13 protein-coding genes are annotated in these 17,830 nt (G+C 69.4%); 7 read left to right on the top strand and 6 right to left on the bottom strand.

Annotated features, from left to right (window positions below; genetic code table 11):
- The 4 genes from OHB04_RS35880 to OHB04_RS35895 all read left to right on the top strand — a co-directional run bounded on the left by OHB04_RS35880 (position 1) and on the right by OHB04_RS35895 (position 4,214).
- Entirely contained in the window at positions 1-927 is a 927-nt protein-coding gene (locus OHB04_RS35880) for an ABC transporter permease (protein ID WP_326691805.1), read from the top strand.
- The gene (locus tag OHB04_RS35885; protein WP_326809095.1) at positions 924-2,045 is read left to right on the top strand and encodes an ABC transporter permease; all 1,122 of its coding nucleotides are present in this window, start codon (positions 924-926) and stop codon (positions 2,043-2,045) included. The genes OHB04_RS35880 and OHB04_RS35885 overlap by 4 nt, the downstream gene beginning before the upstream one ends.
- A 161-nt stretch (positions 2,046-2,206) precedes the next feature.
- Positions 2,207-3,172, top strand: a complete 966-nt coding sequence (locus OHB04_RS35890) for an ABC transporter ATP-binding protein (RefSeq protein WP_326809584.1) — start codon at positions 2,207-2,209, stop codon at positions 3,170-3,172.
- Positions 3,165-4,214 (top strand): ABC transporter ATP-binding protein, encoded by a 1,050-nt coding sequence (locus tag OHB04_RS35895; protein ID WP_326691808.1) that lies wholly within the window; start codon positions 3,165-3,167, stop codon positions 4,212-4,214. The genes OHB04_RS35890 and OHB04_RS35895 overlap by 8 nt, the downstream gene beginning before the upstream one ends.
- Before the next feature lie 159 nt (positions 4,215-4,373).
- On the opposite strand, the gene OHB04_RS35900 is transcribed toward OHB04_RS35895, so the two are convergent.
- The 4 genes from OHB04_RS35900 to OHB04_RS35915 all read right to left on the bottom strand — a co-directional run bounded on the left by OHB04_RS35900 (position 4,374) and on the right by OHB04_RS35915 (position 9,383).
- Positions 4,374-5,990 (bottom strand): glycerol-3-phosphate dehydrogenase/oxidase, encoded by a 1,617-nt coding sequence (locus tag OHB04_RS35900; protein WP_326809096.1) that lies wholly within the window; start codon positions 5,988-5,990, stop codon positions 4,374-4,376.
- Between the two features lie 5 nt (positions 5,991-5,995).
- The gene (glpK, locus tag OHB04_RS35905; protein WP_326691810.1) at positions 5,996-7,540 is read right to left on the bottom strand and encodes a glycerol kinase GlpK; all 1,545 of its coding nucleotides are present in this window, start codon (positions 7,538-7,540) and stop codon (positions 5,996-5,998) included.
- A 51-nt stretch (positions 7,541-7,591) separates the two neighbouring features.
- Positions 7,592-8,347, bottom strand: a complete 756-nt coding sequence (locus OHB04_RS35910) for an MIP/aquaporin family protein (protein ID WP_326691811.1) — start codon at positions 8,345-8,347, stop codon at positions 7,592-7,594.
- 271 nt (positions 8,348-8,618) lie between these two features.
- Entirely contained in the window at positions 8,619-9,383 is a 765-nt protein-coding gene (locus tag OHB04_RS35915; protein ID WP_326691812.1) for an IclR family transcriptional regulator, read from the bottom strand.
- A 211-nt stretch (positions 9,384-9,594) separates the two neighbouring features.
- Here OHB04_RS35915 and metH point away from each other — a divergent pair, with 211 nt between their 5' ends.
- The 3 genes from metH (at position 9,595) to OHB04_RS35930 (ending at position 15,917) form a co-directional block, all read left to right on the top strand.
- Positions 9,595-13,119, top strand: coding sequence for a methionine synthase (gene metH / locus OHB04_RS35920; protein WP_326691814.1), 3,525 nt, complete (start codon positions 9,595-9,597; stop codon positions 13,117-13,119).
- Between the two features lie 99 nt (positions 13,120-13,218).
- On the top strand, positions 13,219-13,920 hold the full coding sequence (locus OHB04_RS35925; RefSeq protein ID WP_326809097.1) for an HAD family hydrolase: 702 nt from the start codon (positions 13,219-13,221) through the stop codon (positions 13,918-13,920).
- 398 nt (positions 13,921-14,318) lie between these two features.
- The gene (locus OHB04_RS35930) at positions 14,319-15,917 is read left to right on the top strand and encodes an ABC transporter substrate-binding protein (protein ID WP_326691816.1); all 1,599 of its coding nucleotides are present in this window, start codon (positions 14,319-14,321) and stop codon (positions 15,915-15,917) included.
- 204 nt (positions 15,918-16,121) lie between these two features.
- Here the strand turns inward: OHB04_RS35930 and OHB04_RS35935 are convergent, their stop codons facing one another.
- Positions 16,122-16,793, bottom strand: coding sequence for a response regulator transcription factor (locus OHB04_RS35935; protein WP_326691817.1), 672 nt, complete (start codon positions 16,791-16,793; stop codon positions 16,122-16,124).
- Positions 16,794-16,836: 43 nt separating this feature from the next.
- Positions 16,837-17,763, bottom strand: coding sequence for a RecB family exonuclease (locus OHB04_RS35940; protein ID WP_326691818.1), 927 nt, complete (start codon positions 17,761-17,763; stop codon positions 16,837-16,839).
- Positions 17,764-17,830 lie beyond the last annotated feature (67 nt).

The following is a 17,830-nucleotide window of genomic DNA, read 5'->3' on the forward strand; positions in this document are numbered from 1 at the left end:
ATGCTGATATTCCTGAGACGCCGGATAATCTCCAGCGCGATTCCGCTCCTGGTCGTGGTCCTGGGCGTGTTCTTCCTCGCCCGCCTCACCGGCGATCCGGCCAACCTGTACCTGCCGCTCAGCGCCACCCCGAAGATGCGGGAGGCGTTCTCCGCGCAGCACGGCTTCGACGATCCGCTGCTGGTGCAGTTCGGCGACTACCTCGCCCAACTCGCCCGGCTCGACTTCGGCGAGTCGCTGCGGACCGCGCAGCCCGCGGCCGAGGCCGTGCTGCGGGCGTTCCCCGCCACGCTGCAACTGGCCGGTGCCACCTTGCTGCTGGCGACCGTCGGCGCGGTGGTCGTCGGCAGCCTGGCCGCCTACCGGCCGAACTCGCCGGCCGACCGGATCGCCGGGTTCCTGTCCTCGACGGCCGCGAGCACCCCGGACTTCTGGTTCGCGATCATGGGCGTGCTGGTCTTCGCGGTCACCCTGGACTGGCTGCCGACCTCCGGGACGGCCGGCACGGCGGCCTGGGTGCTGCCCGTGGCGACCTTGCTCATCCGGCCGTTCGGCGTCCTCGTCCAGGTGGTGCGCGGCGCGATGGTCACCGCGCTGTCCGAGCCGTACATCAAGGTGGCGCGCAGCAAGGGAGCCAGCGAGAAGCGGGTGATCTTCAAGCACGCGCTGCGCAACGCCGGAGCGCCGGCGCTCACCGTCGCCGGAGATCTGGCGGTGGGCCTGATCAACGGTGCCGTGGTCGTGGAGACCATCTTCGGCTGGCCCGGCATCGGCAAGCTGATGATCGACTCCATCCTCCAGCGTGACTTCGCGGTGCTCCAGGCGGCGGTCCTGCTGACCTCGCTGACGATCTTCGCGCTGAACATCCTCATCGACAGCGGCTATGCGCTGCTGGACGCGCGGGTCAGACAGGGGGCGATGGTGTGAGTACGCACGAGACCGGGAAGTCCGCTGCGACCGGGAAGTCCGCCGGGTCGGCTGAGGCCGCTGAGAACGCTGAGACCGGGAAGTCCGCCGGGTCGGCTGAGGCCGCTGAGAACGCTGAGACCGGGAAGTCCGCCGAGGCCGCTGAGTCCGCTGAGCTGGCAGAGTCCAACGGCACCGGCGTGGCCGGGCAGAGTGTCCGCGCCGGCCGGGCCGGGCTGCTGCGCCTGCTGGCCGCGGACCGGATGGCGTCGGCGGCCTGTGTGGTGCTGCTGCTGGTCGGGCTGTGCGCGGTGCTGGGGCCGCCGCTCCTGGGCGACCTCGCCCGCGAGCAGAACCTCCACGCGGTGAAACTGCGGCCGTTCTCCACCGGCGAGGGCTGGGAGTTCGTGCTCGGCAGTGACTCCCTCGGACGCAGCCTCCTGGCGCGGCTGATCGTCGCGGCGGGGACGACGATGGCGGTGGCCGTCCCCGCCGTCCTGCTGTCGCTGCTGGCCGGCTCGGTATGGGGCATGTGGGCCGGGTTCCACCGCGACTGGCGGGAGACCGTGTCCATGCGTATCGCCGACGTGATCCTCAGCTTCCCGTCGCTGCTGCTCGCCGTGGTGGTGCTGTACGTGTTCGACCCCAGCGTCGCCAACATCGTCGCGGTACTGGCGATCGCCCGGATCCCGGTCTACCTGCGCACCGCGCGGGCGGAAGCGGCGGAGCTGCGCAGCAGGCTGTTCGTCGACGCGGCGCGCACCTTCGGCACCGGCGACTGGACGATCATCCGGCGCCATGTCGCGCCGATCGTGCTGCCCACGCTGCTCACCGTGGCCGCCGTGGACTTCTGCTTCGTGATGCTCACCGAGTCCTCGCTGAGTTTCCTCGGCATCGGGATCCAGCCACCCGACGTGTCCTGGGGGCTGATGGTGGCGCAGGGCCGGCAGGAGCTTCAGAACGCCTGGTGGACCGCGGTGTTCCCGGGTCTGGCGATCATTGTCACGACCAGCGCGATGACCGTGCTCGCCGGCTGGGCCAGGATCGCCGGCGACCCCGCACAGCGCTGGCGGCTGACCGTGCCGAAGCGCGGACGCCGTGGCCGTGGGGCCGTCGGCGCCCGGAAGGAGCAGATATGAACGGGCACGGCACCGCTGGAACAGCCGGGGGCCGGGGTACGAGCGGCGGGTCTGCCGCCGATCCCGCACCCGGAACGGATGAGGTGGACGGGACAGACAGGCCGGACAGGGTGGACAGGGTGGACGGGGCGGACGGGGTGGACGGGGTGGACGAGGCGGCGATGACCGTGAGCGGCCTGTCCGTGGAACTCCGCACCCCCGGCGGGCCGGTGCGGGTGGTACGGGACGTCGGCTTCTCGGTCCGCTCCGGGGAGACCCTGGCCCTGCTCGGCGAATCCGGCTGCGGCAAGAGCATGACGGCACAGGCCGTGGCAGGCCTCCTCGACCCGGTCGCCGAGGTCGTCGGCGGCCAGGTGCTGCTGGGCGGCCGGGACGTGCTGCGGCTGGGCCACCGGGAACGCCGCGGCCTGGCCGGACCGGAGCTGGCCGTGGTCTTCCAGGACGCGCTCACCGCCCTCAACCCGGTGTACACGGTGGGCTCGCAGCTGGCCGAGCCGTTCCGTATCCACGAGCGGGCCTCCCGGCGCGCCGCCGGGGAGAAGGCCGTCGAACTGATGGAGCGGGTCGGGATCCCGGAGCCGAGGCTGCGGGCGAAGGCCTATCCGCACCAGTTCTCGGGGGGCATGAGGCAGCGGCTGCTGATCGCGATGGCGGTGGCGCTGCGGCCCTCGGTGCTGCTCGCCGACGAGCCGACCACCGCGCTCGACGTCACCGTGCAGGCCCAGATCATGGAGCTGCTCGCGGAGCTGCGGCGGGAGACCCGGATGGCGCTCGTGCTCATCACCCACGACCTGGCGGTGGTCGCCGAGCAGGCCGACCAGGTCGCGGTGATGTACGCCGGCACCATCGTGGAGTCCGGCCCCGTCGCCGAGGTCTTCGCCGCCCCGCAGCACCCCTACACCCGGGGGCTGCTGGATTCGGTGCCCGCGGGACACCCCCGCGGCACCAGGCTCCCGTCGATCGAGGGCAGCCCCCCGCGGCCCGCGGCGGTGCCGGCCGGCTGCGCGTTCCGCGCCCGCTGCCCGCTGGCGCGCGACCGGTGCGCCACGGACGTACCGCCGCTGTCCGTCACCCGGCCGGGACGAGCGTCGGCCTGCCACTACTGGAAGGAGCTGGCCGATGTCTGACACCGCCGACACCGCCAACACCGCTGACACCGCCGCCGGGGAGCCCTTGCTTCAGGCGCACGGCCTCACCAAGACCTTCCGGGTGCCGCGCAGCGCCTCGGGCAGCACCCGGCTGCACGCCCTGGACGGGGTGGACCTCACCGTACGGCGCGGCGAGACGCTGGGCCTGGTGGGCGAGTCCGGGTGCGGGAAGTCCACGCTGGCCCGGGTGCTGCTGATGCTGGAGCGCCCGGACGCGGGGACGGTGCGCTACGACGGCGTGGACCCCTTCGCGCTGCGCGGCAAGCCGCTGCTGGCCTGGCGCCGCCGGGTGCAGATGGTCTTCCAGGACCCGTTCGCCTCCCTGAACCCCAGGTTGAGCGCCGGGGAGCTGATAGCCGAGCCGTGGCGCTCGCACCCCGACCTGGTACCGCGACCCGAGCGCGAGCGGCGGGTGCACGAGCTGCTGGAGATGGTGGGGCTGCGTCCGGGCGACGCGCGCCGCCACCCGCAGGAGTTCTCCGGCGGGCAGCGGCAGCGCATCGGCATCGCCCGGGCGCTGGCGCTGAACCCCGAGGTGATCGTCTGCGACGAACCGGTATCCGCACTGGACCTCTCGGTGCAGGCCCAGGTCCTCAACGTCCTCACCGACCTCCAGGCCGAGCTGGGCGTGGCCTACGTGTTCATCTCGCACGACCTGCCGGTGGTGCGGCACGTGGCCGACCGGGTGGCGGTGATGTACCTGGGCAGGGTGGTCGAGTCGGGACCGGCCGAGGAGGTCTTCACCGCGCCCCGGCACCCGTACACCGCCTCGCTGCTGTCCGCCGCGCCCCGCCCGCCGGCGGAACGCGGGGATGGCCGGGAGCGGCGCATCGTGCTCTCCGGAGAGGTCCCGTCCCCGACCGACCCGCCGTCGGGCTGCCGCTTCCGCACCCGGTGCTGGAAGGCCGAGGAGGTGTGCGCCGACCGCCTGCCGGCCGACGAGCCCGCACCGGACGCGCCGCAGCATCTGGCGGCCTGCCACCTGCCGCTCGAGCCGGCAGGCGGGGGAGCGCGGCGGTGACCCAGGGGCGGACGCCCACAGCGTGAGGCCCCGGCCGCAGTGGCCGGGGCCTCGCACTCTGGTCATCGGTACGGCCGACTCCGGTCATCGGCACGGCCGCTCAGCGTCGGCCGTTCCCCTCCGGGCCCTCCCCCTCCGGGCCGGTCAGCTCCGGGCCGGTCAGGCCCGCTCTCCCAGCGTCTTCTCGATGCGCTCGCGCACCTCGTCCGTGTCCAGGCCGCGGATCGTCAGCGTCGTCCTGCGCCGCGCGACGTCGTCCACCGTCTCGGCCCACTCGTGGTCGCGGGCGTAGACGACCTGTGCCCAGATCTCCGGCCCGTCGGGGTGGATGCGCTCGCCCAGCGACGGGTCCTCGTTGACCAGCCGCGCGATGTCGAAGGAGAGCGAGCCGTAGTGCGTGGCGAGCTGACGTGCCGTCAGCGGGTCCATGCGCACGCCGGGCTCGTGGTCCACCAGCAGCCGGTGCGCGACCGCGTTGGGGTTGGAGATGCCGGGCAGCGGGGTGCGCCGCACCAGCTCCTTGACCGGCACAGCGTCTTCCATGGCCGCGGCGAACGCCCCACCGGGCAGCTGCTCCAGCTTGTTCAGCACGGTGCGGCCGATGTGCCGGTACGTGGTCCACTTGCCGCCCGCGACCGACAGCATCCCGCCGCGGCCCTCGGAGACGACCGTCTCGCGCTTGGCCGACTCGACGCCGCCGGGACCGCCCGGCAGCACCCGCAGCCCCGCGAAGGCGTACGTCATCAGGTCCCGCGAGAGGTCCGCGTCCCGCACGGAGAAGGCCGCCTCGTCCAGGATCTGCTGGATGTCGCCCTCGGTGGCCCGCACGTCGGCCGGGTCACCCGTGTACTCCTCGTCGGTGGTGCCCAGCAGCAGCTGGTCCTCCCACGGCAGCGCGAAGGTGATGCGGTACTTGTCGATCGGCGTGGCCATCGCGGCACGCCACGGCGACTTGCGCTTCAAGACGATGTGCGCGCCCTTGGACAGGCGGATCGACGGCGCGGAGCCGCTGTCCTCCATGGTGCGCAGGTGATCCACCCAGGGGCCGGTCGCGTTCAGCACCAGACGGGCGTTCACCCCGAACTCGGTGCCGTCCGTACGGTCCTTCAGCTCCGCGCCCGTCACCCGGCCCCGTGTGAAGCGCAGCCCCGTGACCTCGGAGTGGTTGAGCACCACGGCGCCCGATTCCACGGCGGCGCGCACCGTCATCACGGCCATCCGCGAGTCGTTCATCTGGTGGTCGCCGTAGACCGCGACCGCCTTCAGGTTGTCGGTGCGCAGCGCCGGGTTGTCCGCCGCGGCCTTCGCCGGGGAGATGACCCGGCCGACACCGTCGCCGAAGGCCGACAGCGCCGAGTAGGCGAAGACACCGGCGCCCAGCTTGGCGGCGCCGTGCGGCCCGCCCTTGTAGACGGGCAGGTAGAAGGTGAGCGGGTTGACCAGGTGCGGGGCCACATCCTTGGCCAGTACCCGCCGCTCGTGGTGGTTCTCCGCGACGAGCTTGACCGCACCGGTCTGGAGGTAGCGCAGACCGCCGTGCACCAGCTTCGAGGACGCGGAGGAGGTGGCGCCGGCGAAGTCGCCGGCGTCCACCATCGCCACCCGCAGTCCCGACTGCGCCGCATGCCAGGCGACCGAGGTCCCCAGGATGCCGCCGCCTATGACCAGGAGGTCGTACGTCGCGTTCGCGAGCAGTTCTCTGGTCTCGGCGCGGCCAGGATTGCTGCCGGCAGCCGGGTGCGTCCCGAGGGCGGGGACGCTCTGCAGGGTGTTCATCGTTCTCAGTTCTCCTCTTCGATCCAGCCCATGGTCCGCTCCACGGCCTTGAGCCAGCTCTTGTATTCCCGCTCACGCGTCTCGGCGTCCATGCGGGGGGTCCATTCGGCGGCGCGCTTCCAGTTGACGCGCAGCTCATCGGTGTCCGACCAGAAGCCGACGGCCAGTCCGGCCGCGTACGCCGCGCCCAGACAGGTGGTCTCGGCGACCATCGGACGGACGACCGGTGCGTCCATGACGTCCGAGATCGTCTGCATCAGCAGGTTGTTGGCCGTCATTCCGCCGTCGACCTTCAACGCGGTCAGCTCGACACCGGAGTCCTTCTGCATCGCGTCGACGATCTCCCGGGTCTGCCAGGCGGTCGCCTCCAGCACCGCGCGCGCCAGGTGCGCCTTGGTGACGTAGCGGGTCAGGCCGGTGATCACGCCGCGCGCGTCCGAACGCCAGTACGGCGCGAACAGTCCGGAGAAGGCCGGGACGAAGTAGGCGCCGCCGTTGTCCTCGACGGAACTGGCCAGCGTCTCGATCTCCGCCGCGCTGTTGATCAGGCCCATCTGGTCGCGCATCCACTGCACCAGCGACCCGGTGACCGCGATGGAGCCCTCCAGCGCGAAGACCGGCTCCTGGTTACCGATGCGGTAGCCGACGGTCGTCAGCAGCCCGTTGTAGGAGTTGACCGGCTCGTGCCCGGTGTTCATCAGCAAGAAGGTGCCGGTGCCGTACGTCGACTTGGCCTCGCCCTGCGCGAAGCAGGTCTGGCCGAACAGCGCCGCTTGCTGGTCGCCCAGCGCGGAGGCCACGGGGAGCCCCTCGAGGTCGCCCGTCGCCTCCCCGTACACCTCGGCGGAGGAACGGATCTCCGGCAGCAGCTGCATCGGGATGCCGATGGACGCGCAGATCTTCTCGTCCCAGGCCATCGTGTGCAGATTCATCAGCATGGTGCGCGAGGCGTTGGTGACGTCGGTGACGTGCACCCCGCCGTTGGGACCGCCGGTGAGGTTCCAGATGACCCAGGAGTCCATGGTGCCGAAGAGGATCTCGCCGTTCTCGGCGCGCTCCCGCAGCCCCTCGACGTTGTCGAGCAGCCAGCGGATCTTCGGCCCCGCGAAGTACGCGGCCAACGGCAGGCCCGTCTCGCGGCGGAACCGGTCCTGACCGACGTTGCGGCCCAGCTCCTTGCAGAGCGCGTCGGTGCGGGTGTCCTGCCAGACGATGGCGTTGTGCACCGGCTTACCGGTGGCCTTCTCCCACAGGATGGTCGTCTCACGCTGGTTGGTGATGCCGAGCGCGAGGACGTCCTTCTTGGTGATGCCGGCCTTCTCCAGCGCTCCCTTGACCACCTGCTGGACGTTGGTCCAGATCTCGCTGCCGTCGTGCTCGACCCAGCCCGGCTTCGGCAGGATCTGCTCGTGCTCCTTCTGGTCGACGGCGACGATTCGGCCGTCCTTGTCGAAGACGATGCAGCGGCTGGAGGTGGTGCCCTGGTCGATGGCCGCGATGAAGGGCCCGCCACCGTGTGCGGAGGCGTTCGTGGTGTGGGTGTCGCTCATGGTTACTCCGATAATTCGTTCGGTTCGGTCAGCGGGTCCGTCCGGCGCTCGTCAGCCCCACGCGAGGTTGTAGACCCCGGCGGCAGCGGCGCCACCGGCCAGCGGGCCGACAATCGGGACCCAGGCGTAGGCCCAGTCGCTGCCGCCCTTGTTGGGCAGCGGCAACAGCGCGTGGACGATACGCGGACCGAGGTCACGCACGGGGTTGATGGCGTAGCCCGTCGGACCACCGAGGGAGAGACCGATACCCACCACGACCAGCGCGGTGATCAAGGCACCCAGCGTGCTCAGGCCCTTGCCGTTGTCACTGAGGCCCTGGGTGAGGATCGCGAGGAGGAGCACGAAGGTGGCGATGACCTCGGTGAGGAAGTTCTGCAGCGGGTTCCGCACCTCGGGGGAGGTGAAGAAGACGCCGTGCACCGGGCCCGGGTTCGAGTTCTTCATCTCGATGGCCTCGGGGTCGCGGAGCGTGACCTGGAACTGACCGTAGTAGGCGATCCACACGAGTACCGCGCCGAGGAGCGCGCCCAGCAGCTCGCTGCCCATGTAGACGGGAACGTCGCTCCACGCCGTGTCGCCCTTGATGGCGAGGCCGAGGGTGACCGCCGGGTTCAGGTGGGCGCCCGAGGGCTGGGCGATGTACGCGCCGGTGAGAACCGCGAAGCCCCAGCCGAAGGCGATGGCGACCCACCCGGCGTCGAACGCCTTGGACCGCTTGAGGTTGACGGCGGCGCACACGCCGCCGCCGAGGAGGACCAGCACCATCGTGCCGAGAACCTCGCTCGTGAAGATGTCGGAGCTGGACACCCGCGACTCCTTTGTCCTTGTCCAGATGGATGGGCGGGCCGGTTAACGTCCGGTGTTCGACAATGTCGACCGCCGGACGGCAACTTTTCTCCTTAATGAAGACCTCGTCAAGGGGGTGTGACGGATCACTCTTGGATGCCCATCTTGTCCGCACTCGTCCTATTTGGCACGTTGACGGCCCATGGGATGGTTCATCCGGTGGGGAGGGTCGGGCGGCGCGGCGGTCCCGCACGGTCCGGCCGGGGTCGGGGCCGGGGCCGGGAGCGGGCGCTCAGAAGCGCCGGGCGCCCAGGTCGCGGGAGACCGCCCGCGCTGTGTCCCGTACGGCCGCCACCAGCAGGGGCCGCAGCTCCTCGCCCTCGCAGACGCGCTCGACAGCCCCGGTGATCCCCACCGCGCCCACCGGCATCTTGCGCCGGTCGTGGATCGGCGCCGCCACCGAGGCCAGCCCGTCCCAGGTCTCCTCCACGTCCGTCGCCCACCCGCGCGCCCGGGTCAGGTCCAGCGCCGCCTCCAGATCCGCCGGATCCGTGGCGGTGCGCTCCGTGAAGGCCCCGCGCTCCCCGTCCAGCGCCTCACTCAGCGCCACCGGGTCGTAGGCCGCCAGCACCTTCCCCAGCGCCGTGCTGTGCAGCGGCTGCATGGCGCCGACCTCCAGCACCTGCCGGCTGTCGTCCGGCCGGAAGACGTGGTGGACGATCAGCACACCCTGCTGGTGCAGCACGCCGAGGTAGACGCTCTCCCCGCTGGAGCGGGCCAGATCGTCGGTCCACACGAGCGCCCGCGCCCGCAGCTCGTGCACGTCCAGATAGCTGTTGCCCAGCCGCAGCAGCTCGGCGCCGAGCTGGTACTTCCCCGTGGCGGGGTCCTGCTCGACGAAGCCCTCCTGCTGGAGGGTGCGGATCAGTCCGTGGGCCGTGCCCTTGGCGAGGTCGAGCGCCGAGGCGATCTCGGAGAGGCCAAGGCGCCGCTCGCCGCCCGCCAGCAATCGGAGCACGGCCGCCGCGCGCTCCAGCGACTGGATGGTCCGGGCCATCGGTCCTCCCTGACCTGCTGTCTTCCGGTTCGACAATGTCGAACGGTATCGCCTCATGCCGACGAGACGGTAGTCGGGATTGAGCCTAGGACTGTCCGCTGGGTGGAATGTCTACCGGCACTCTTGCGTCCGCCCGCTACGCTGGCCGGATGCGCAGCTCGCAACCGGGCGCGCAAAGCCGACAGCCGTCGCATCCCAGGGAGCTTCTTCCATGGCCTCGTCGCCGAGCAGTACCTCCACATCCTCCAACGCTGCCCCGAGCCGGGCTGATGCCTTGCGGGAGGCTTTTGCCTCGCGTGTGGTGGTGGCTGACGGGGCGATGGGGACGATGATTCAGGCGCAGGATCCGTCGTTGGATGATTTTCAGCAGCTTGAGGGCTGTAACGAGATTTTGAATGTGACGCGTCCGGACATTATTCGTGCGGTGCATCGGGAGTATTTCGCCGCGGGTGTGGACTGTGTGGAGACGAATACCTTTGGTGCGAATCATGCGGCGCTGGGGGAGTACGACATCGCTGGGCGGATCTTCGAGCTTTCGGAGACGGGGGTGGCGATCGCGCGGGAGGTGGCGGAGGAGTTCGAGTCCGGTGACGGGCGGGTGCGGTGGGTGCTGGGGTCGATGGGGCCGGGGACGAAGCTGCCGACGTTGGGGCATGCGCCGTACGGGGTGTTGCGGGACGCGTATCAGGAGAATGCGGAGGGGATGATCGCGGGGGGTGCGGATGCGCTGCTGGTGGAGACGACGCAGGATCTGTTGCAGACGAAGGCGTCGGTGATCGGTGCGCGGCGGGCGTTGGATGCGGTGGGGGTGGGTTTGCCGTTGCTGGTGTCGGTGACGGTGGAGACGACCGGGACGATGCTGCTGGGTTCGGAGATCGGTGCGGCGTTGACGGCGTTGGAGCCGTTGGGTATCGACATGATCGGGCTGAATTGCGCGACGGGTCCGGCGGAGATGAGTGAGCATCTGCGTTATCTGGCGCGGCATTCGCGTATTCCGGTGTCGTGCATGCCGAATGCGGGGCTGCCGGTGCTGGGGAAGGATGGTGCGCATTATCCGTTGACTCCGGGTGAGCTGGCGGATGCGCATGAGGGTTTTGTGCGGGATTACGGGCTCTCGCTGGTGGGCGGCTGCTGCGGCACCACGCCCGAGCACCTGCGGCAGCTGGTCGAGCGGGTGCGCGGGGCCCAGCCGACCGAGCGCACACCGCAGCCCGAGCCGGGTGCCGCCTCGCTCTACCAGGCGGTGCCGTTCCGGCAGGACAACTCGCACATGGCGATCGGTGAGCGGACGAACGCGAACGGGTCGAAGAAGTTCCGGGAGGCCATGCTGGAGGGCCGCTGGGACGACTGCGTGGAGATGGCCCGCAACCAGATCCGTGAAGGCGCCCACATGCTCGACCTGTGCGTCGACTACGTCGGCCGCGACGGTGTGGCCGACATGAAGGAGCTGGCCGGGCGCTTCGCCACCGCTGCGACCCTCCCCATCGTGCTGGACTCGACCGAGGTCGACGTGATCCAGGCGGGGCTGGAGTGCCTCGGTGGCCGTGCCGTCATCAACTCCGTCAACTACGAGGACGGCGACGGCCCCGCCTCCCGGTTCGCCAAGGTCTCCGCGCTCGCTCGTGAGCACGGCGCCGCGCTGATCGCCCTCACCATCGACGAGGAGGGCCAGGCCCGTACGGTCGAGCACAAGGTCGCCATCGCCGAACGGATCATCGACGACCTCACCGGCAATTACGGTATCCGTGAGTGCGACATCCTCATCGACACGCTGACCTTCACGATCTGTACCGGTCAGGAGGAGTCGCGCAAGGACGGCGTCAACACCATCGGAGCCATTCGTGAGCTGAAGAGGCGCCGTCCGGAGGTGCAGACGACCCTGGGCCTGTCGAACATCTCCTTCGGCCTGAATCCCGCCGCCCGCGTCGTGTTGAATTCGGTGTTCCTGGACGAGTGTGTGAAGGCGGGCCTGGATTCGGCGATCGTGCACGCCAGCAAGATCCTCCCGATCGCCCGTCTGGAGGAGGAACAGGTCAGCACCGCGCTCGACCTCATCTACGACCGGCGAGCCGAGGGCTACGATCCGCTCCAGAAGCTGATGGCGCTGTTCGAGGGCGTCGACATGAAGTCGATGAAGGAGGGCAAGGCCGAGGAACTGGCGGCCCTCCCGTTGGACGAGCGGTTGCAGCGGCGCGTGATCGACGGGGAGAAGAACGGCCTGGAGGCCGACCTGGATGAGGCGCTGGAGTCGCGGCCGGCGCTGGCGATCGTCAACGACACGCTGCTGGCCGGGATGAAGGTCGTGGGCGAGCTGTTCGGCTCCGGGCAGATGCAGCTTCCGTTCGTGCTCCAGTCCGCCGAGATCATGAAGACGGCGGTGGCCTATCTGGAGCCGCACATGGAGAAGACCGACGATGACGGCAAGGGCACGATCGTGCTGGCCACCGTGCGCGGTGACGTCCATGACATCGGTAAGAATCTCGTGGACATCATTTTGTCCAACAACGGCTACACCGTTGTCAATCTCGGTATCAAGCAGCCTGTTTCGGCGATTTTGGAGGCCGCTGAGGAGAACAAGGCGGATGTGATCGGGATGTCGGGGCTGTTGGTGAAGTCCACGGTGATCATGAAGGAGAACCTGGAGGAGCTGAACCAGCGCAAGATGGCGGCTGATTTCCCCGTCATTCTCGGTGGCGCTGCCCTGACCCGTGCCTATGTCGAGCAGGATCTGCACGAGGTCTACGAGGGCGAGGTCCGCTACGCCAAGGACGCCTTCGAAGGGCTGAGCCTCATGGACGCCCTCATGGGAGTGAAGCGCGGCGTCCCCGGCGTCGAACTGCCGCCGCTCAAGCAGCGCCGGGTACCCAAGCGCGACCTCCAGATCGCCGAGCCCGAGGTCAACGACGGCTCGATCCGCTCGGACGTGGCCACCGACAACCCCGTCCCCGAGCCCCCGTTCTGGGGCACCCGCGTCATCAAGGGCCTCAACCTGCGCGACTACGCCTCGTGGGTCGATGAAGGTGCCCTGTTCAAGGGGCAGTGGGGGCTGAAGGAGTCCCGCAAGGGTGACGGGCCCTCCTACGAGGAGCTGGTGGAGACGGAGGGACGGCCGCGCCTTCGCGGGTGGCTGGATCAGCTCCAGTCGCAAAACCTGCTGGAGTCGGCCGTGGTCTACGGCTACTTCCCCTGCCACTCCAAGGGCGATGACCTCATCCTGCTCAACGAGGACGGCTCCGAGCGCACCCGCTTCACCTTCCCCCGCCAGCGCCGGGGACGCCGCCTGTGCCTGGCCGACTTCTTCCGCCCCGAGGAATCCGGCGAAACCGACGTCGTCGGCCTCCAGGTCGTGACGATCGGCTCCAAGGTGGACACCGCCGCCGCTGAGCTGTTCGCGAACAACAACTACCGGGACTACATGGAGCTGCACGGGGTCTCCGTCCAGCTGGCCGAGGCCCTGGCCGAGTTCTGGCACGCCAGGGTCCGCTCCGAGCTGGGCTTCGCGAAGGAGGACCCGGACGCGATGGCAGGGATGTTCGATTTGAAGTACCGGGGTGCCCGCTTCTCGCTGGGCTACGGCGCCTGCCCGAACCTGGAGGACCGCGCCAAGATCGCCGACCTGCTCCAGCCCGGACGCATCGGCGTCGAACTGTCCGAGGAGTTCCAGCTCCACCCCGAACAGTCCACCGACGCGATCGTCATCCACCACCCCGAAGCGAAGTACTTCAACGCCCGCTGAGGCTGATCGTCGTACACTGTTCGGTCCGGTACAGGCCGGTTGTCCTTTCCCGCCGGGAAGGGACAACCGGCCTTCTCGTCCCTCTGGAGGTGTTCGCGGATGGCCGATTCTCTCCCCGCCGTCAGCACTCTTACAGCCGAAGAGCCCGCACTCCAGGCTGTGCTGCTCGATATGGACGGCACCCTGGTCGACACCGAGGACTTCTGGTGGGACGCGGAGGTGGAGGTCTTCGCCGAGCTGGGCCACCACCTGCGCGAGGAGTGGCGCACGGTCGTGGTGGGCGGGCCCATGTCGCGCAGCGCCGGCTTCCTGATCGAGGCCACGGCCGCCGACATCCCGCTGGACGAGCTGAGCATCCTGCTGAACAACAAGTTCGTCGAACGGATCGAACGCGGCGTCCCGTTGATGCCGGGCGCCCGCAGGCTGCTCGCCGAGCTGGCAGCGCACCGTATCCCCGCCGCTCTCGTGTCCGCCTCGCACCGCACCGTCGTGGACCGCATGCTCGGCTCGCTCGGCCCGGAGAACTTCGCCTTCACCGTCGCGGGCGACGAGCTGCCCCGTACGAAGCCGCATCCGGACCCGTATCTGATGGCGGCCCGCCGACTGGGTGTCGATCCCGGGCGCTGCGCCGTGCTGGAGGACACGGCCACCGGCGTCGCGGCGGCCGAGGCCGCGGGGTGCCATGTCGTCGCGGTGCCCTCCATCGCGCCGATCAAGCCCAAGTCGGGGCGCACGGTGGTCAGTTCGCTCGAAGAAGTCGATCTCTCCTTTCTGCGCTCCCTGGTCCTGGTCCCGCGCTGAATCGGTCTTGTTCGGGTAAGGCTTTCCTGAGTTTCCCGCAGGTGTGAACCCAGGGCATCTGAGTGATCATTTTCAGTAGCGGAGAAATCCCGAATTCAGGTGTCCGGTGCGAGAATTGCTTCAGTGACGTTCCTCACGTTCTGCCACCTCGGCAGTGGCCCTGACCTGTGATGCCTGTGTGACGGGTGGGGGAATTGTCCTTCCCAAGTGTCCGTATTGATGATCGACGCGAGATACGTTCCCACGTCCGGATAGCGGACAGGATGCTCTTGGTTCCTCTGAGTGAAAGCGTTCCCATGGCCTGCGTTTCAGAGGCGTTCCCGCGTGGCGATTAATGTCGTTGTACCGGCCACTTTCACCCCTGCAACAAACCCGGCCGGGCGAGGAGATCGTCGACCATGAACCGTAAAACTGTGGTGCTGCCCGTGCTCGCGGGGCTTCTCACGCCCGTGCTCGCCGGCTGCGGGTCCGAGCAAGGCGAAGGCGGGGACGGTGACGCCATCGTCGTCGGCACGACGGACCGCTTCGTGGCCAACAAGGAGACACCGGCGCCCTTCGACCCGGCCGCCGCCTACGACGTCGCCGCGTGGGGCGTCATGCGGAACACCTTCCAGACGCTCGTCAAGCTGCCCCGCACCGGCACCGAGCCCGAGATGGACGCCGCCCGCAAGTGCGGCTTCACCGACGCGCAGAACGAGCAGTACCGCTGCACGCTGCGCGAGGGGCTCAGCTTCTCCAACGGGCACAAGGTGGACGCCAAGGACGTCGCGTTCTCCCTTGAGCGCGTGCTGCGGATCAAGCACCCCGGCGGCCCCTCGTCCCTCTTCGCCAACCTCGACCGGGTCGAGGCCACCGGAGAGCGCGAGGTCGTCTTCCACCTGAAGAAGCCGGACGCGACCTTCCCGTACAAGCTCAGCACCCCGGCCGCCGCCATCGTCGACAGCCAGACCTACCCGGCCCGCTCCCTCGCCAAGGGCTACAAGCTGACCGGGTCGGGCCCGTACGCGCTCGACAGCTTCAGCGCGAAGGACGGCACCGCCACGCTCGGCAAGAACCCGCACTACGGGGGCGGCCTCAACCTGCACAACGAGCAGATCGAGCTGCGCTTCTTCAACGGCTCGAACAGCATGGAGAAGGCGCTCAAGGCGGGCGACATCGACGTCATGAGCCGCACCATCTCGCCCAGCCAGGTCGACGAGCTGGGCATGGCCAGGAACAAGGGCATCGAACTCGTCGAGCAGCCGGGCCAGGAGATCCGCTACCTCGCCTTCAACATGAAGGCCCCGACGACGCGCAAGAAGGCGGTCCGCCAGGCCATGGCGCAGCTCATCGACCGGCAGAAGATCGTCAAGGACGCCTACGACCGCAGCACCCAGCCCCTCTACAGCCTCGTGCCCGCGGGTCTGCCGGCGCACCGCAACTCGTTCTTCAACACCTACGGCGAGCCCGACAAGGCGGCGGCCAAGCGCACCCTGGAGCACGCCGACATCCACAGCCCCGTCAAGCTCACCCTCAACTACACCTCGGACCACTACGGCGACGCGACCGCCAAGGAGTTCGCCACCCTCAAGAAGCAGCTCAACGACAGCGGACTGTTCGACGTGAAGACCAAGGGCGTCAAGTGGGACGCGTACCGCCCGGCCGCCACCAGCGGCAAGTACGAGGTCTACGGCTACGGCTGGTACGCCGACTTCCCGGATGCCGACAATTTCATCGCCCCCTTCTTCGAGAAGGACAACTTCCTGGGCTCGAAGTACAGCAACAGCGAGATCCGCGACAAGATCGTCCCGCAGACCCGCCGTCAGACCGACCGGGCCGGCACCACCGACGCCTTCGGCCGCGCCCAGGACATCATCGCCAAGGACGTCCCGATGCTGCCGCTGTGGCAGGGCAAGCAGTACCTTGCGGCCCGCGACGACATCACCGGCACCGAGTGGGCGCTCAACTCCGCCTCGGTGCTCCAGCTCTGGGAGCTGGGCCGAGGCACGGATGACTGACCGGCCCGGCCGGCCGGTCGGCCCGGTGAACGCAACCGGGCGCGCAACCGGATGACCGGATGAAAGGAGCCCCCGGGCGGACAGCGCCTGCGCACTGTCCACCCGGGGGCTCCCGACGTTCCCGGCCTCGGCCGACGTCCCGACGTCCCGACGTCCCGACGTCCCGACGTCCCGACGTCAGCGGCGGGCGCCGGCGGCTACGGCCTACGGCGCGCCCGGCCGCACCAGCCCGCTCTCGTAGGCGTACACCGCCGCCTGTACGCGGTCGCGCAGTCCCAGCTTGGTCAGCACATGGCCCACATGCGTCTTGACCGTCGTCTCGCTCACGAACAGATCGGCCGCGATCTCCGCGTTGGACAGCCCGCGCGCCACCAGCTTCAGCACCTCGACCTCACGCTCGGTCAGCTGGTGCAGGGTGTCCGGCACCGCCTCCTCGCCCGAGGGCAGCTTGCCCGCGTACTTGTCCAGCAGCCTGCGTGTGATGCTCGGCGCCAGCATCGCCTCGCCCGCGGCCACCACCCGGATGGCCTGCACCAGCTCACCGGCGGGCGCGTCCTTCAGCAGGAAGCCGCTCGCGCCCGCCCGCAGCGCCTCCACGACGTATTCGTCCAGATCGAAGGTCGTCAGCACCAGCACCTTCGCCGGGCCGTCCTTGGCCGGACCCGTGATCCTGCGGGTCGCCTCCACCCCGTCCATCCGCGGCATCCGGATGTCCATGAGGACCACGTCGGGCTGGAGCGCCCGCACCTGGTCGAGCGCCTGCAAGCCGTCACCGGCCTCACCCACGACCGCAATGTCCTGCTCGGCCTCCAGGATCATCCGGAAGCCGGTGCGCAGCAGTGGCTGGTCATCCACCAGCAGTACGCGGATTGCCACGGGGAACTCCTCCAGAGGGCGGCAGCGGTCCCCCCATTCTTGCCTAGTCGCCCTCGCCCCGGCCCGCTGCCCCTTCAGTGGCGGAATCCACCCCATCACCGGCGGATTCCGAACCCTCCTGCGGCGACCTCGGCTCGGGCAGTCTCGGCTGAATCATCAGCGGATAGGGCGGGGGAGTGCCGCCGAACTCCGGGCAGTGCGCCTGGTGGTCGCACCAGTCGCACAGCTTGCCCGGCTTGGGCCGCCAGTCGCCCGTCTCCGTCGCGCGGGTGATCGCGTCCCACAGAGCCAGCAGCTTGCGCTCCACACCCCGCAGATCGCTCTCGTCGGGGTCGTAGGTGAGCACGTCACCGCTGCCGAGGAAGACCAGCTGCAAACGCTTGGGCACCACGCCCCGCAGCCGCCACAGCACCAGCGCGTAGAACTTCATCTGGAAGAGCGGCCCGTCCACGTACTCGGGGCGGGGCGCCTTCCCCGTCTTGTAGTCGACGATCCGCACCTCACCCGTAGGGGCGATGTCGACGCGGTCGATGATCCCGCGCAGCCGCAGGCCGGACTCCAGCCGCGCCTCCACGAACAGCTCGCGCTCGGCGGGCTCCAGCCGCGTGGGGTCCTCCAGCGTGAACCATCGCTCGACCAGCTGCTCCGCCTCCGTCAGCCACTGCGCCAGACGGGCCCCGTCCTGCGTGTCCTCGGCGAACAGCTCCGCCAGCTCCGGGCGCTTGGCCAGCAGCCGCTCCCACTCCCCGGCGACCAGGGAGCGGGCACGCGGCGCGCTGCGCTCCTGAGCCGGAGCGTCGAAGAGTCTTTCCAGCACCGCGTGCACCACCGTCCCCCGAGTGGCGGCGGCGGAGGGCTTCTCCGGCAGTTTGTCGATCACTCGGAAGCGGTAGAGCAGCGGGCACTGCATGAAGTCGCCCGCCCGGGAGGGCGAGAGCGAGGTCGGCGGTGTGGCCGCGCTGGTTCTCATGGGGTAAGACCCTACGGCTCACCACTGACAAGGGACACTTACCATCGACGGCAGACCCCCTCGCACC

Origin of the sequence: Streptomyces sp. NBC_01775 (genome assembly GCF_035917675.1) — a bacterium.
Classification (GTDB): Bacteria; Actinomycetota; Actinomycetes; order Streptomycetales; family Streptomycetaceae; genus Streptomyces.